The organism is Candidatus Pelagibacter sp. PS_10_02 (assembly GCF_059418005.1).
This window is the reverse complement of sequence record NZ_CM182076.1, coordinates 118503-134368: the sequence shown is the minus strand read 5'-3', so window position 1 is coordinate 134368 and position 15866 is coordinate 118503. Positions and strand designations below refer to the sequence as shown.

Here is a 15866-nt window from a genome sequence, read left to right as displayed (position 1 = left end):
AACTAAACCTATTTAAATATTTATAAGCTAAAACTCTTTAAATGTATAATTAATTTGTGTTATCAAATATTTATACTATTTTTAGTTTTTTTAAAAAATTTTTTTTTATAGGCACGTTTTTTTTAATATTGATCGGACAAATTTTTCCAATTAACTTAGAATAATATTTTGGCAAAACACCAAATCCAGGTCTAATAATTTTTATATTTTTATCACTTATGACGTCTCCTTTTTTTATTTCTCTATAAGTATAAATAGACCTGCTATATTTTTTATACACATTTTCTACTCTTGGAGTCGTTTTTTTTACTTTTCCAATTGAAAGCCAAGCATTTTGTACTTCATTAAGTAATAATTTGGTAGCCTCAGGATCAATAGAGAAATTTGAGTCTAAACTTTTGCTTTGATTTTTAAGACAAAAATGTTTTTCAATTATATTTGCACCAAAAGCAACTGAGGTAATTGCTGCACCGATTCCATTGGTATGGTCAGAAAATCCTACTATACATTTATGTTTTTTTTTTAAATAGGGTATAGTTTTTAAATTCATATTTCTATTGTTTGCGGGGTATTCTGTAACACAATGAAGAATTGCAAATTTATTTTTTGCATACTTCTCTAAAAATAATACAAGCTCATCTATTTCTGTTGTCGATAATGTACCAGTGGAAACAATTATTGGCTTTTTTGTCTTACAAATATTTCTAATAAGTGGAAAGTGATGACTTTCTAGAGAGGCCACTTTATAGGCAACTACATCCAAATTCTCTAAAAAATTAAGTGAAAAATTATCAAATACACTGCTAAAACATATCAGACCTTTTTTTTTTGCATAATTAAAAACTTCTTTATGCCACTCAAACGGAAATTGAGCCTCTTTATAAAGACTATAAAGCGATCTATTATTCCAATTATCATTTTTAAATTTTTTTTTTATTAAAAATTCTTTTGAATTAGAATTAAGGGTCATATCCTCTAGATTAAAAGTTTGAAATTTAATAGCTTCAGCCCCAATTTCTTTTGCTTTATCTATAAGTGTAAATATTTTTTTTTTTGAATTCTGATGATTTGCAGATATTTCTAATATAACTAAAGGGGGTTTTTTATCAGAGACAATTCTATTGCCAATCTTAAAATTCATTATTTTTGAGTTTTAATTTTTTTTAATTGTCTAGCAAGTTTCACTAAGGTCTGGTCTTTCGATATGATCTTAGACAAAATAGATAATGTTTTATTGGGATTAGACTCGTAAGACAATCTTAGTAAGTCCATCCAATTTTTATTATTTTTAGACCTTATGCTTTCTATTTTGTTAAATATTTTTAAATCTTTTTTTTTCATTTTTTGACTTCATTAAACCAATATCATACAAAAAAATAATTTGTATATGTAATTAATCTGCTCCACCATCAATTTTGATATTTGATCCATTGATAAAATTTGACTTAATTAAAAATTTAATTGCATGAGCTATTTCCTCAATTGTTCCTAGTTTTTTATTTGCTAACTTATTTATTATCTTGATTTTTTCTTTTTTATCTAATTTTTTATACATACCAGCTTCAAATGCACCTAATTCAAAAATATTTGATGTAATATTATATTGAGCATACTCTTTGCTAATCACTTTTGATAAACCATAAAGTCCAGTTTTTGAAGCAGAATAACCTGCAGTTCCTATGTCTCCTCTTTTCGCACCTGTTGAAGAAAAAAAAATAATTCTTCCCCATTTACAAAAAATCATTTTTTTTATCAAATATTTACATAACAAAAAGTTTGATCCGAGATTGGTATCAATCATTTTTTTCCAACTATTTATTGTTTGATTAATCAATAGATTATCAAATTTAACCGCTGCAGCTGAAATTAAGACTAATTTATCTTTACTTTTAATATATTTGTCTAGTTTAAGTATTTCTTTTTCTTTTGAAATATCACATTTTAAAAATGTAACATTTTTAATTTTAATTTTAGGTTTATTTTTATTATATATTCCTATTACCTTATCTATTTTTGAAACTTGTTTAGCTAACGGTAACCCTATGCCTCCTGATACTCCTGTCAAAATAATCATAATAAATTTATTTCAGTCAATATAACTTAAGTAATATTTTTTTTTTAGATATATTCCAATCTTTTTTAAATAATGATGTTAAGATTAAATCATGAAACTTATTATTTACCCTAATATGCTCTTTATAAACTCCATTAATTGTAAAACCTAAATATTTGTGAATCTTAAGTATACTTTTGTTATAAGATAATGTTTCACCCCAAATTTTTCTAATTTTCTTATTTTTGAAAATTAAATCAATAAATTCATATTCTACTAGTACTGCTAAGTATCTAAAAGCATTATTTGCTATATAAAATCCCCATGTACACGTTTGGTTGATTAAGTCTATCTCTTTTATAGATGCTACTCCTATTGGTGTGCGTTTGTAACAAATAATGTAACTTTTTTGAGTTTTGCTTTGTAATAAATTTTTGTACCAACTTAAATGCTCTTTATAAGAAATTTTATTTTGGTTGAGCATCATTGATCTGATAAATAGATCATTTCTCCACATGAATATTTTTTTTAAATCTTTTGATAAGATTTTTTTAAATTTTATTTTTTTTTGAGAAAACAATCTTTATACGTCCATTTTATTTTAAATTATTCCATTTAATGATGCATGATCCCCAAGATAAACCAACACCAAATCCTGAAAGAACAATTAAGTCATTATTATTAATTTTTTTTTCTGTATTTGCCTGCTTCAAACTAAAAGGAATTGTTGAAGATACAGTATTTCCTAAAAATCTTAAATTATTATATACTTTTTCATTAGGTAAATTTAATGAGTTTTTTAAACTATTTAAAATAACTTTACTTCCTTGATGAAAGAAAAAAGTCTTAATTTTTTCTTTTTTAATTTTTGAAATTTTTAAAAGTTTTTTAATATTTTGAGGTATGTTTGCAATAGTAAACATAAAAATTTTAGATCCGTTCATAAATAGTTTTGCCTTGTTTGCATCTTGAAATCCATCTCTAGAAGCACCTCTCTCAACTATTAAATCTTTATATCCACTTCCATCTGTTCCCATTAAAAAATTACCAAAATATTTTTTTTTTGATTTAGAGACTAGGGTCGCTGAGGCTCCATCACTAAAAATTGTTTTGTTCGTTCTATCAGAACTTTCTATATATTTTGTGTAAGTGTCAGCACATACAATTAAAATATTTTTACCCATGTTATTTTGCACTAATGAACTTGCAACAAATAAGGCATAAACAAATCCCGAACATCCTAAATTTATATCAAATGCTTTTACATTATTATTAAGTCCAAGTTTATATTGTAATATACAGGCTGTAGTTGGAAGAAAATATTCTGGTGATTGTGTCACATAAATTAACGTGTCTATCGATTTTTTATTAATTTTTTTTAAAACCTTTTTTGATGCTTCAAAAGCTAGATCCAAAGCTGTTTGATTTTTTTTAGTGTACCAAATTTTCTCAATACCAGTTTTAGCTATTATTTTTTTAATATCCCAAGAGGGATTTTTTTTTTCAAAGAGGAGATTTTAAAACTGTTTTTTGGTAGTGCGATCTCTATAGCTTTTATAGATAAATTATATATCAATTTATTTAAGTAGTTTTTTTTTATCCATAATTTGGATAATTTTTTTTACAGAATAAGCCTCTGATAGTTCTTGAATTTTTTGAGCTTTACCTGATAATTTTTTATCAAGAGCTATCAAAATATTAAGATGGCTCATCGAGTCCCACTCTTCAAAGTTGTTAGAGTCAGCTTTTTCATTAATCTTTTTTTCTGGAACACTTAAAGATTTAGCAATAATTTTAAAAATTTCTTTTTTTGAAATAAATTTACTCATTTTTAATTATAAGCTATATAAACCTTAGTTGTCCATATAACTAAACCAAATTTTTTTTTAAAATTTATATAACCTTTTTTCTTAAGTCTTTCTAGTATTAAAACTTTTGATATCATTTCTTTAGGTAGCAACCACTCTTTATAGCCAATTTTTTTAACATATTTAAAATTTTTTTTTACAGTTTCTAAAACTTTATTTTCATTAGCAAAAGATAAAATGGGGAAGCAAATTACTCCTTTTTTGCTTAAAAAATTTTTTGACTCTTTTATTATCTGTATGGTAAGTTTTGTTCCATCTTTCCCAGATTTACAACTTACATCTTTAAACCATGGAGATATTTTGGCTACATCTTCTGAAATTCCAGAAACATCATTAAGAATAAAGTCAAATTTATAGTTTTTCCACGGTTTAAATAAACTTCCAGTTCTTACAATGACATCTTTTTTATTAATTTTGGCATTTGATTTTATTATTTGTGTTGCAGTTCTTCCAATGTCAGAAGCAAATAAATTAAACTTATCTTTAAATAAACTTAGTAATTTTATTCCCACATATCCTGATCCTGCTCCTAAGTCTAATACATCACCTTTAATTTTTAACTTTTTTTTTATAGACTCAACTAATAAGTCGCTAGTGCCAGTTGGTACAAACGTATTTTTTTTATAATTAATAATAGGATTTTTGCTGGTTGCCATATTTATTGGTTATACACTTGTTATTCAGAATATATGTTTAGCTCACTGCTGGGTATAATTTCAAGTTAATATTTATTGTCTAGTATTTTTATTTTTATCTAACTCTTTATAATTATAATTTTGATCTACCAAAATTTTTTCATTTATTAATTTCGTTTTAATAAAATTAACAAAAAAAAACCCCAGTTTTAACAACTGGGGTTATAAAATAAAAATATCAGTTATCTTTAAAATCATTTAAAAATTTTTTTCAGTGCATAAATCAAGCCAATTGAGCTATTAGTACTGGTCAGCTACACGCATTACTGCGCTTCCACATCCAGCCTATCAACGTGGTGGTCTACCACGGCTCTATAGGAAGAACTAGTTTTGAGGTGAGTTTCCCGCTTAGATGCTTTCAGCAGTTATCTCTTCCATACTTAGCTACCCTGCACTGCGGCTGGCGCCACAACAGGTCCACCAGTGGTATGTTCAACCCGGTCCTCTCGTACTAGGGTCAACTCCTCTCAATTCTTCTACACGCATAGCAGATAGGGACCGAACTGTCTCACGACGTTCTGAACCCAGCTCACGTACCACTTTAATTGGCGAACAGCCAAACCCTTGGGACCTGCTCCAGCCCCAGGATGTGATGAGCCGACATCGAGGTGCCAAACACTGCCGTCGATATGAGCTCTTGGGCAGTATCAGCCTGTTATCCCCGGCGTACCTTTTATCCGTTGAGCGATGGCCCTTCCACTCAGAACCACCGGATCACTATGACCGACTTTCGTCTCTGCTCGACTTGTCAGTCTCACAGTCAGGCAGGCTTATGCCATTGCACTCTACGAACGATTTCTGACCGTTCTGAGCCTACCTTCGCACGCCTCCGTTACTATTTGGGAGGCGACCGCCCCAGTCAAACTACCCACCATACAATGTCTCGCTGCCGGATGACGGCTAGCGGTTAGATGTCAAGAAAAACAAAAGAGGTATTTCACTGGTGACTCCACAAAAGCTGACGCTTTTGCTTCAAAGTCTCCCTCCTATGCTAAATATGTTTTTCCTAACACCAATGTAAAGTTGCAGTAAAGGTGCACGGGGTCTTTCCGTCTAACTACGCGAACTCCGCATCTTCACGGAGAATTCAATTTCACTGAGTTGATGTTGGAGACAGCGGAGAAATCGTTACGCCATTCATGCAGGTCGGAACTTACCCGACAAGGAATTTCGCTACCTTAGGACCGTTATAGTTACGGCCGCCGTTTACTGGGGCTTCAGAAGTTAGCTTGCACCAACCGCATTAACCTTCCAGCACCGGGCAGGCGTCAGACCCTATACATCCACTTACGTGTTAGCAGAGCCCTGTGTTTTTGATAAACAGTCGCTTCTCCCTGGCTTGTGCCACCCTTCTATAGTTGCCTACAAAAGGGTCTTCCTTATCCCGAAGTTACGGAAGCATTTTGCCGAGTTCCTTCAACATCATTCTCTCAAGCGCCTAAATATACTCTATTAATCTACCTGTGTCGGTTTCGGGTACGGTCTTCATGATGGAGCTATTTCTTGGGACTTCTTCGCGGCAAGTTCAATCCATTAAGAACTCACAACTTACGAAATCCGTCACTACCATCAGGTCAAGGAATATTAACCTTGTTTCCATCGACTACGGCTTTCGCCCTCGCCTTAGGTGCCGACTAACTCTACGCGGATTAACCTTGCATAGAAACCCTTAGATTTTCGGCGACGAAGTTTTTCACTTCGTTTATCGTTACTTATGTCAGCATTCGCACTTCTGATACCTCCAGGATCCCTCACGGGTATCCCTTCGCAGGCTTACAGAACGTTCCGCTACCCCTTACAAAGTTCGAAAACTTTGCAAAGCCACAGATTCGGTACATGATTTTAGCCCCGTTACATCTTCGGCGCAGAAACTCTATTAGACCGGTGAGCTGTTACGCTATCTTTAAAGGATGGCTGCTTCTAAGCCAACCTCCCGGCTGTTAAGGAATTTCCACATCCTTTCACACTTAATCATGATTTTGGGACCTTATCTGGTGGTCTGGGCTCTTTCCCTCTCGACCATGGACCTTAGCACCCACAGTCTGTCTGCCGAAGAACAATGTCTAGCATTCGGAGTTTTATTAGGTTTGGTAAGAATCTCTTCCCCCTAGCCCATTTAGTGCTCTACCTCTAAACATCTATTTATTCGACGCACTACCTAAATAGTTTTCGCGGAAAACCAGCTATCTACGAATTTGGTTGGCCTTTCACCCCTTACCACAAGTCATCCAAAGACTTTTCAACGTCAACTGGTTCGGTCCTCCGGTTGGTGTTACCCAACTTTCAACCTGCTCATGGTAAGCTCATTCGTTTTCGGGTCTAATTCATTAAACTAATCGCCCTATTAAGACTTGCTTTCGCTGCGCCTACACCTAGATGGCTTAAGCTTGCTTAATAAATTAAGTCACTGACCCATTATACAAAAGGTACGCCCTCACCCTAAAAAGGGCTCGGACTGATTGTAGGCATGCAGTTTCAGGTTCTATTTCACTCCCCTAATAGGGGTTCTTTTCACCTTTCCCTCACGGTACTAGTTCACTATCGGTCACTGAAGAGTATTTAGGCTTAGAGGGTGGTCCCCCTATATTCGAGCAGGATTTCTCGTGTCCCGCTTTACTCAAGAATTTTGTTAGACATTACTCATACGGGACTATCACCCTCTATGGTTAGCATTTCCAAACTATTCAAATTTTTCTAACAAAACTACTGGCCTACTCCGCGTTCGCTCGCCACTACTAACGGAATCTCAATTGATTTCTTTTCCTCTGGTTACTTAGATGTTTCAGTTCTCCAGGTTGTCTCTTTAAACCTATGTATTCAGTTTAAAGTACCACATAAAGTGGTGGGTTTCCCCATTCGGAAATTTTCGGATCAAAGCTTACATACAGCTCCCCGAAACTTATCGCAGTATATCACGTCCTTCATCGGCTTTCAGTGCCAAGGCATCCACTACACGCCCTTAAACGCTTGATTTATGCACAGAAAAAAATTCTTTTAACAGAAAATTTATCTATGTTGTGATCAAATTTTTATTTTGAACATTAAATAATAACTTTTAATGTTCGGATATAGATATTGATATAAATTATTTTTATTTACAGTTTTAATAACTAAATGTTTCCTGGTGGAGGATAGCGGGATCGAACCGCTGACCTCCTGAATGCAAATCAGGCGCTCTCCCAGCTGAGCTAATCCCCCAGTTAAGTATGGTGGGCCGAGAAAGACTCGAACTTTCGACCCCACCCTTATCAAGGGTGTGCTCTAACCAACTGAGCTACCGGCCCTACAAGAAGGAAACATTACTTTAAGAAGAGAAATGAGGACGGTCAACATTACCGATGTATATTATTTAGAGTGAAATTTTACTTTCACTCATCCTTAGAAAGGAGGTAATCCAGCCGCAGGTTCCCCTACGGCTACCTTGTTACGACTTCACCCCAGTCGCTGACTATACCGTGGTCAAGGGTTTGAAACCTTGCCTTAAGGTAGAACCAACTCCCATGGTGTGACGGGCGGTGTGTACAAGACCCGGGAACGCATTCACCGTGGCACGCTGATCCACGATTACTAGTAATTCCAGCTTCATGCACTCGAGTTGCAGAGTGCAATCCGAACTGAGGCATCTTTTCGGGATTTGCTTAACGTTGCCGTTTTGCTTCCTGTTGTAGATGCCATTGTAGCACGTGTGTAGCCCAACACGTAAGGGCCATGAGGACTTGACGTCATCCCCACCTTCCTCCAGCTTATCACTGGCAGTTCTTTCAGAGTGCCCAACTTAATGATGGCAACTAAAAGTGAGGGTTGCGCTCGTTGCGGGACTTAACCCAACATCTCACGACACGAGCTGACGACAGCCATGCAGCACCTGTGTTTCGTCCGGCCGAACCGAAAACTCTAATCTCTTAGAGTCGCGACGAACATGTCAAGTGTTGGTAAGGTTCTGCGCGTATCTTCGAATTAAACCACATGCTCCACTACTTGTGCGGGTCCCCGTCAATTCATTTGAGTTTTAACCTTGCGGTCGTACTCCCCAGGCGGTGTGTTTATCGGTTTCCCTGCGACACTGAAAATAAATTTCCAACGTCTAACACACATCGTTTACAGCATGGACTACGAGGGTATCTAATCCTCTTCGCTACCCATGCTTTCGTTCCTCAGTGTCAGTAATGATCCAGAAAGCTGCCTTCGCAATTGGTATTCTTTCTAATATCTACGAATTTCACCTCTACACTAGAAATTCTGCTTTCCTCTATCATACTCTAGCTGAAAAGTTTTAATGGCAGTTCCAGAGTTAAGCTCTGGGATTTCACCACTAACTTTTTCAACCACCTACGAACTCTTTAAGCCCAGTAATTCCGAACTACGCTAGGTCCCTTCGTATTACCGCGGCTGCTGGCACGAAGTTAGCCGGACCTTCTTATTCGGGTACAGTCATTTTCTTCCCCGACGAAAGAGCTTTACAACCCAAGGGCCTTCTTCACTCACGCGGCATCGCTGCATCAGAGTTTCCTCCATTGTGCAAGATTCCCCACTGCTGCCTCCCGTAGGAGTTTGGGCCGTGTCTCAGTCCCAATGTGGCTGATCATCCTCTCAAATCAGCTATTGATCATAGTCTTGGTAGGCCATTACCCTACCAACAAACTAATCAAGTGCGGGCTCATCCAATGGTGCATAAAGCTTTCTCCGTAAAGACTTATCCGGTATTAGCACAAGTTTCCTCGTGTTATTCCAGGCCAAAGGGTAGATACCCACATGTTACTCACCCGTCTGCCACTAAGTATTGCTACTTCGTTCGACTTGCATGTGTTAGGCGTGCCGCCAGCGTACGTTCTGAGCCATGATCAAACTCTCAAGTTAAAAAACGGCGCACACTAGCTTCATATATAAATTGTAAGAATACAATCCATACGATTTTGAAGTGTGTACGACAAATTTTGGTAACCTTAACCGTCCACACTTCTCTTCTTAAATTTTTACTTTTTAAATAGCTAATTGGTTCTAAAACGCCCAATAATCCTCACTAATCTATTGAATAAACAATAATTTTACTGAGAAAGTGTGCTGCTTATAAGCTAAAATAAAAGTAAATCAAGCTTTTAGCATTTAAATAAATCAATAAATACATCAGTAAATACGAGGTTTTTTTTGATTTTTTGGTATTACTAAATTAATAATTGAAAATTCCAAATGATATTTAGTCCAAATAAATTAATTAAATTAATAAAAAAAAATACTGAGATTTTCTTACTCTTTTTATTACTAATTTTTACAATTTTTAGCACCACAATTTATAATAATAATAAATTAGAAACTAATGAGAATTATAAAGAGTTAATAAATAATATTTATTTTCAAAAAAGCTTAAAGCAAATTTTTAATAATCTTAAACCTAGATATAAAAGTATTGATCATAAAATATCTAGTGGTGAAACATTTGATAAAATATTAAATAACTATTCTATTCCAAGTGAAGAAATTTTAAGTATCAAAAGAAATTTAAATTCAGATTTTAACTTAAGCAATCTAAAAACTAATCTTGATATAAAGTTTACAATTGATCAATCAGATAATAAAAAAATTACATCTTTTTTATTCCCTGTATCTAGAACTGAAAAAATTTTGTTAACTAGAAATTTAGATACAGATAAGTTTGAAAAAAAAAAAATTATTACAAACTTAAATAAAAAAATTATCTTTAAAGAAGGAAAAATTTTACAAAGTTTATATAAAACTGCCATTGATCTAAATATTCAGCCCAACATAATAATTGAGTTTGCAAGGATCTATGGTTTTCAAGTTGATTTTCAAAGAGACATTAGAAAAAATGATATTTTTCAAATTATGTATGAAGTATTTGAAGATGATAATGGAAAAGTGTTCGAAACTGGAAATATTATTTTTTCAGATTTAAAACTAAGTGGCGTAAATAATACTTTGTATTATTTTGATAAAAAAGGAAATGAAGGACACTATGATCAAAATGGAAAGAGTGTTGAAAAAGCTTTAATGAAAACACCTATTAATGGTGCAAGACTTTCCTCTGCATTTGGAATGAGAAAACATCCAATAGATGGTTATAATAAAATGCATAGAGGAACAGATTTTGCTGCACCAATGGGCACACCTATTATGGCGTCAGGAAGTGGTGTTGTTACTAGAGCAAGATGGTGTGGTGGTGGTGGAAACTGTGTAAAAATAAAACATAACTCAACATATGAAACTATTTATGCTCATATGAAAAACTTTGCACGAGGGATTAAAGAAGGTGTCAGAGTTAAGCAAGGTCAAATAATTGGCTATGTTGGCTCAACAGGAAAATCTACTGGACCTCATTTGCATTATGAAGTTTTAGTAAATGGAAAGCAAATCAATTCACAAAAACTAAAGCTACCTTCTGGAAAAACTCTTAAAGATAAAAATAGAGAGTTGTTTGAGGTTGCTCGAATTAAATTAGATGTTTTAAAGTCAGAGCTTATTATTGGCTTGAATTAAACTGCTGCAGATTTTTTTTCTACGGTTTTTTTCTCAATTGTTTTTGAAGACTTTTTTAATTCTACTTCTTGAGTTTCTTTTTTGACAATGGGTGCTTCTATTTTAGCTTCTTTTACAATCTGATCTGCTGGTGTAATAGGTTTTACCACCTCTGCTGGAGATGAATTTACTCTAGCCATTCTAAGACTTTCTTGTTCATTTTGAACTCTTGTAAAGTGATCAGCATGTTGAAAATAATTTTCAGATAAAATCTTATCCTCATTAGCTAAAGCTTCTCTTGCTAAATCATTATATTTTTCAATTAGTTTAACAGCATTATGATTGTTTCTACCTGGAACTTTTCTTTGAAAATTATCATTATTAGAAAATTTTGATCCTTCATTATTATTTCTAAACGAGGGTCTTCTGTTATTATTATTCCTAAATGAAGGTCTTCTGTTGTTATTTGTATTATTACTTCTAAATGTTACCATATTTATACTTTTAATTTATATTTTAGTGCTGATTATGCAGCGATCATTATTGCTATAGTCTCTTACAGCTTTATTTATATAAAAACCCTCTTGTTTTAATATTTCTTTAACTTTATTTTTTTGATTAAAACCTATCTCTAAAATAAATTTACCATTTTTCTTTATCAGACAGTTTGCTTTGTTAATAACTTTTCTGATTTTTGAAAAACCATCAAATCCACCACTCAAAGCTAATTTTGGTTCAAAATTAACAATATCTTTTTCCAAATATTTTAAACTTACTAATTCAATATATGGAGGATTTGAAACAATTAGATCATATTTGCCTGCAGTGAAATTGTCAACACTAGAGTGAAAAAATTTAACCCTATTTACTAAATTTAGCTTTTTTGCATTGAATTTACTCACATTTATGCTTTTTTTAGAAATATCTATTCCTGTTCCATAGAAATATTTTCTCTCTTTCAATATTGATAACAAGATACATCCTGATCCTGTTCCTATGTCTAAAACTTGAAGATGAGTATTTTTTGAATATATTTTTAATACCTCTTCAACTATTAATTCTGTATCTGGTCTTGGAATTAAAACATCCTTATTAACAAAAAATTCATTATTCCAAAATTCTTTTTTATTTATCAAATAAGCTATGGGTTCTCCTTTTTTTCTTTTTTCAATAAGATTCTTAAAATCACTTAATTGCCCATCATTTAAAATTTGTTTCGGATTTAGGATGATATATTTTTTATCTTTATTAATTGAGTTAGATAATAAAATTTCACAATCTAGCTGTGGATTTGACACACCACTTTGCTTTAAAGTATTGGTTCCCTCAATTAGAATATTTTCTATATTCATTTCTATGTAAGATTGCTTAGTTTTTCTTCCTGTGCTTGGAGAGTTAAAGTTTCAATCATTTCATCAAAAGCTTCTCCTTCTAAAAATTCTTCAAGTTTATGTAGTGTTAAATTGATACGATGATCAGTAACCCTTCCTTGAGGAAAATTATAAGTTCTAATTCTCTCTGATCTGTCTCCAGTACCTATTTTACTTTTTCTATCCTGCGATCTTTCTTGATCTATTCTTGATCTTTCTAAATCATAAAGTCTCGATCTTAAAATTTTCATTCCTTTAGCTTTATTTTTATGTTGAGATTTTTCATCCTGTTGAGAAACTGATAAACCTGTTGGAATATGGGTTATTCTTACTGCACTATCAGTTGTATTAACAGATTGTCCCCCTGGTCCTCCGGCTCTAAAGACATCAATTCTCAAGTCAGAATCATTGATTTTTACATCAACTTCTTCAGCTTCTGGTAAGACGGCTACTGTTGCAGCAGAAGTATGAACTCTTCCTTGTGTTTCTGTATCTGGCACTCTTTGAACACGATGTACTCCACTCTCATACTTTAGAGTTGAGTATATATTCTTTCCTCTAATGGAGGCAATAACTTCTTTAAGACCTCCCGCTTCACTCTGGGACATACTTATTAATTCTAATTCCCATTTTTTTTTATTACTAACTTTTTCATACATCTTAAAAAGATCTGAAGCAAATAAACTAGCCTCAAGACCACCCGTACCAGCTCTAATTTCTATAATAGCGTTTTTTTTATCAGCTTCGTCTTTTGGTAATAAAAATAATTTTAATTTTTTTTCAATTGTTTCATTTTCTGACTTAAGATCTTTTAGCTCTTTTTCTGCCATTCCTATAAATTCGTTATCACTACTTGGATCTTCTAGAATTTTTTCTAAATCTTTTCTTTCTACTTCATATGAAAAATATTTTTTAGCATCATCTATTACATCATTTAAATCAGAGTACTCTTTAGATTTTTCAGCAAATAGTTTTTTATCAACTTCACCAGTTGACAATTCTTTTTCCAAAGCAGAATGTTTAGAGATTAAATCTTCAATTGTTTTTAGAGGTATCATTATAATTTTTTATCAAGTTCAGCAGCTTTTTTTTCAACTTCTTTAACAACTCTTGATATTATGTCTTCCGATAAAACTTTTTCACTTTGAATGCCAGATAAATAAAGCATATTGTTTCCCTTGCCACCACCAGTTATTCCTATATCAGTCATCGCAGCCTCACCCGGTCCATTAACCACACATCCAATAATTGATAAAGTTAGAGGAGTTTTTATATGTGAAAGTTTTTCTTCTAGGATTTTGACTGTATCGATTACTTGAAATGCTTGTCTTGCACAAGATGGACAAGAAATAATCTTTACCCCCCTATTTCTCAAATTTAATGATTTAAGTATTTCATTACCTATTTTAATTTCTTTAACTGGGTCATCGGAAAGAGATATCCTTATAGTATCACCTATACCATCTAATAAAAGTGAACCTAGGCCTATAGATGATTTAATACTTCCCGAAACAAAACCACCTGCTTCGGTAATTCCTAGATGCAAAGGATAATCCGTAACTTTTGAGAGTTGTCGGTATGCCGCCATAGATAAAAAGACATCTGAAGACTTAACACTAATTTTAAAATTAAAAAAATCTTGATCTTCTAATATTTTTATATTTCTTTGAGCACTTTCAACTAAAGCTTCTGGACATGGTTCTTTATATTTATCTAGAATATCTTTTTCAAGAGATCCAGCATTGACACCAATTCGAATGGAACAACCATTATTTTTGGCAGCACTTAAAACATCATGAATTTTTAATTTGTCTCCAATATTTCCTGGATTAATTCTTAAACATTTTGCTCCATTTTCAGCTGCTTCTATTGCTCTTTTATAATGAAAGTGAATGTCGGCTATAATGGGTACAGAAACATATTTGGTAATTTCTTTAAGTGCTATTGAAGATTCTTGATCTGGGCAAGAAACTCTTACAAGATCAGCTCCCTCTTCATGAATATCATTTATTTGTTTTATAGTATCCTGAATATCTGTTGTCAAAGTATTGGTCATTGATTGAACAGATATAGGATTGTCTCCACCAACCTTAACTCCACCTACATTGATGACTTTAGTTTTTTTTCGATGGATATCTCTAAATGGTCTAAGGCTCATTAATTAATCTAATTTAAATTCTTTATGAAGTGCTGCTACAGCTTTTTTTATTTGTTTATTAGAAATTAAAACTGATATTTTAATTTCAGATGTTGAAATGACCATAATATTAATTTTTTTAGAAGCTAATGCTTGAAACATTCGATAAGTAATTCCAGGAGTAGTAATCATGCCCACACCAACAATGGAAACCTTAGAAACATTATTGTCATATGAGAATTTTCTAAAAGAAATTCTTTTATTTTTTTTAATTATTTTTTCAGTCTTTTTCAAATCCTCAGATTTAATGGTAAATGTTAGATCGGTTTCTTTTCCATTTAATGATATATTTTGAACAACCATATCAACATTAATTTGATTTAGTGATAATGGTTTAAAAACAGCTGCAGCTACACCTGGTTTATCTTTAACACCTACTATTGTAACCTTTGCATCATTTTTTGTAGATGTAATTCCTGTAATTATTTGATTGCTAAATATTTTTTTAGCTCCTGTAATTAATGTTCCTCTTTTTTTTTCAAAAGATGATTTTACTGAAAAATTTATATTATTTAATTTAGCATCTTGTACTGAAGTTGGCTGCATAACCTTTGCCCCAAGTGATGCCATCTCTAACATCTCATCGTATGAAATTTTAGAGATCTTTTTTGCTTTTGAATGATTTCTTGGATCTGTTGTATAGACACCATCTACATCAGTATAAATATCACATGCATCTGCATTGAAGAATTTTGCAAGCATTATGGCTGAAGCATCTGTTCCACCTCTGCCAAGTGTTGTTATTCTTCTATCTAAATTAATTCCCTGAAAACCAGTTATGATAGGAATACCACCTGTTTTCATAAAAGTTAGTATTTTAGTTTTATTGATTTTACTTATTCGTGAAGCGCTATAAGGACCTTCAGTAATTATTGGAAGTTGCCAAGACATCCATGATCTTGCTTTCAAACCTAAATGTTTAAGTCTGCCAGCAATTAATGCACATGCAGCTTGCTCACCTGATGAAAGTAAAACATCATACTCTGCAGAGTCAAAATTATTGCTTAATTCTTCTGTTTTTCTAATAAGATCATTAGTGGTTCCACTCATTGCAGAAGAAACCACAATAACATTAAGTTTTTTTCTTTTATATGAAGCAATTATTTTTGCTACTTTTTTAATTCTATCTATATTTCCAACAGACGTTCCGCCAAACTTTAATACTACAATTTTCATTGATAATTTTGTTTAATTTTTGTTTGATAAAATACA

General features: G+C 32.6%; 13 protein-coding genes, 2 tRNA genes and 2 rRNA genes. 1 reads left to right on the top strand and 16 read right to left on the bottom strand.

The annotated features are described in order from the left end of the window. Positions 1–70 precede the first annotated feature (70 nt). The 11 genes from pseI to AC5SL1_RS00660 all read right to left on the bottom strand — a co-directional run bounded on the left by pseI (position 71) and on the right by AC5SL1_RS00660 (position 9473). Positions 71–1141, bottom strand: a complete 1071-nt coding sequence (gene pseI / locus AC5SL1_RS00710) for a pseudaminic acid synthase (protein WP_494599837.1) — start codon at positions 1139–1141, stop codon at positions 71–73. Then, complete coding sequence (locus AC5SL1_RS00705) at positions 1141–1341, bottom strand: hypothetical protein (protein ID WP_494599835.1); 201 nt, start codon at positions 1339–1341, stop codon at positions 1141–1143. The genes pseI and AC5SL1_RS00705 overlap by 1 nt, the downstream gene beginning before the upstream one ends. Before the next feature lie 52 nt (positions 1342–1393). Continuing rightward, positions 1394–2074, bottom strand: coding sequence for an SDR family oxidoreductase (locus AC5SL1_RS00700; protein ID WP_494599833.1), 681 nt, complete (start codon positions 2072–2074; stop codon positions 1394–1396). A 16-nt stretch (positions 2075–2090) separates the two neighbouring features. Further along, positions 2091–2633 carry a UDP-4-amino-4,6-dideoxy-N-acetyl-beta-L-altrosamine N-acetyltransferase gene (gene pseH / locus AC5SL1_RS00695; protein ID WP_494599831.1) on the bottom strand — a complete coding sequence of 181 codons (543 nt, stop codon included), beginning with the start codon at positions 2631–2633 and terminating at the stop codon, positions 2091–2093. A 16-nt stretch (positions 2634–2649) separates the two neighbouring features. Continuing rightward, positions 2650–3468, bottom strand: a complete 819-nt coding sequence (locus AC5SL1_RS00690) for a ketoacyl-ACP synthase III (protein WP_494599829.1) — start codon at positions 3466–3468, stop codon at positions 2650–2652. Positions 3469–3630: 162 nt separating this feature from the next. Next, entirely contained in the window at positions 3631–3882 is a 252-nt protein-coding gene (locus AC5SL1_RS00685; RefSeq protein WP_494599827.1) for a hypothetical protein, read from the bottom strand. Between the two features lie 2 nt (positions 3883–3884). Then, a complete protein-coding gene (locus AC5SL1_RS00680; RefSeq protein ID WP_494599825.1) occupies positions 3885–4577 on the bottom strand; it encodes a methyltransferase in 693 nt (230 codons plus the stop codon). A 258-nt stretch (positions 4578–4835) separates the two neighbouring features. Beyond that, positions 4836–7589: ribosomal RNA gene (locus AC5SL1_RS00675) — 23S ribosomal RNA — on the bottom strand. A 149-nt stretch (positions 7590–7738) separates the two neighbouring features. After that, positions 7739–7814, bottom strand: a tRNA-Ala gene (locus AC5SL1_RS00670). 9 nt (positions 7815–7823) lie between these two features. Next, a tRNA-Ile gene (locus tag AC5SL1_RS00665) sits at positions 7824–7900 on the bottom strand. Between the two features lie 98 nt (positions 7901–7998). Beyond that, positions 7999–9473 (bottom strand): 16S ribosomal RNA (locus tag AC5SL1_RS00660). Together the 16S and 23S rRNA genes with 2 tRNA genes alongside form the textbook arrangement of a ribosomal RNA operon. Positions 9474–9803: 330 nt before the next feature. On the opposite strand from AC5SL1_RS00660, the gene AC5SL1_RS00655 reads away from it, so the two are divergent. After that, positions 9804–11108, top strand: a complete 1305-nt coding sequence (locus tag AC5SL1_RS00655) for a M23 family metallopeptidase (RefSeq protein ID WP_494599823.1) — start codon at positions 9804–9806, stop codon at positions 11106–11108. Here AC5SL1_RS00655 and AC5SL1_RS00650 read toward each other — a convergent pair. Genes AC5SL1_RS00650 through AC5SL1_RS00630 form a run of 5 tightly spaced genes read right to left on the bottom strand, consistent with a single transcriptional unit; the run spans position 11105 to position 15830 of the window. Next, positions 11105–11581 (bottom strand): DUF4167 domain-containing protein, encoded by a 477-nt coding sequence (locus AC5SL1_RS00650; RefSeq protein WP_494599821.1) that lies wholly within the window; start codon positions 11579–11581, stop codon positions 11105–11107. The two genes, AC5SL1_RS00655 and AC5SL1_RS00650, sit on opposite strands and share 4 nt — an antisense overlap. A gap of 15 nt (positions 11582–11596) precedes the next feature. Then, positions 11597–12439, bottom strand: coding sequence for a peptide chain release factor N(5)-glutamine methyltransferase (gene prmC, locus AC5SL1_RS00645; protein ID WP_494599819.1), 843 nt, complete (start codon positions 12437–12439; stop codon positions 11597–11599). Positions 12440–12441: 2 nt separating this feature from the next. Next, positions 12442–13515 (bottom strand): peptide chain release factor 1, encoded by a 1074-nt coding sequence (prfA, locus tag AC5SL1_RS00640; protein ID WP_494599817.1) that lies wholly within the window; start codon positions 13513–13515, stop codon positions 12442–12444. Then, a complete protein-coding gene (ispG, locus tag AC5SL1_RS00635) occupies positions 13515–14615 on the bottom strand; it encodes a flavodoxin-dependent (E)-4-hydroxy-3-methylbut-2-enyl-diphosphate synthase (protein ID WP_494599815.1) in 1101 nt (366 codons plus the stop codon). The genes prfA and ispG overlap by 1 nt, the downstream gene beginning before the upstream one ends. A 3-nt stretch (positions 14616–14618) precedes the next feature. Beyond that, positions 14619–15830 carry an aspartate kinase gene (locus AC5SL1_RS00630; protein ID WP_494599813.1) on the bottom strand — a complete coding sequence of 404 codons (1212 nt, stop codon included), beginning with the start codon at positions 15828–15830 and terminating at the stop codon, positions 14619–14621. Positions 15831–15866: the final 36 nt, after the last annotated feature.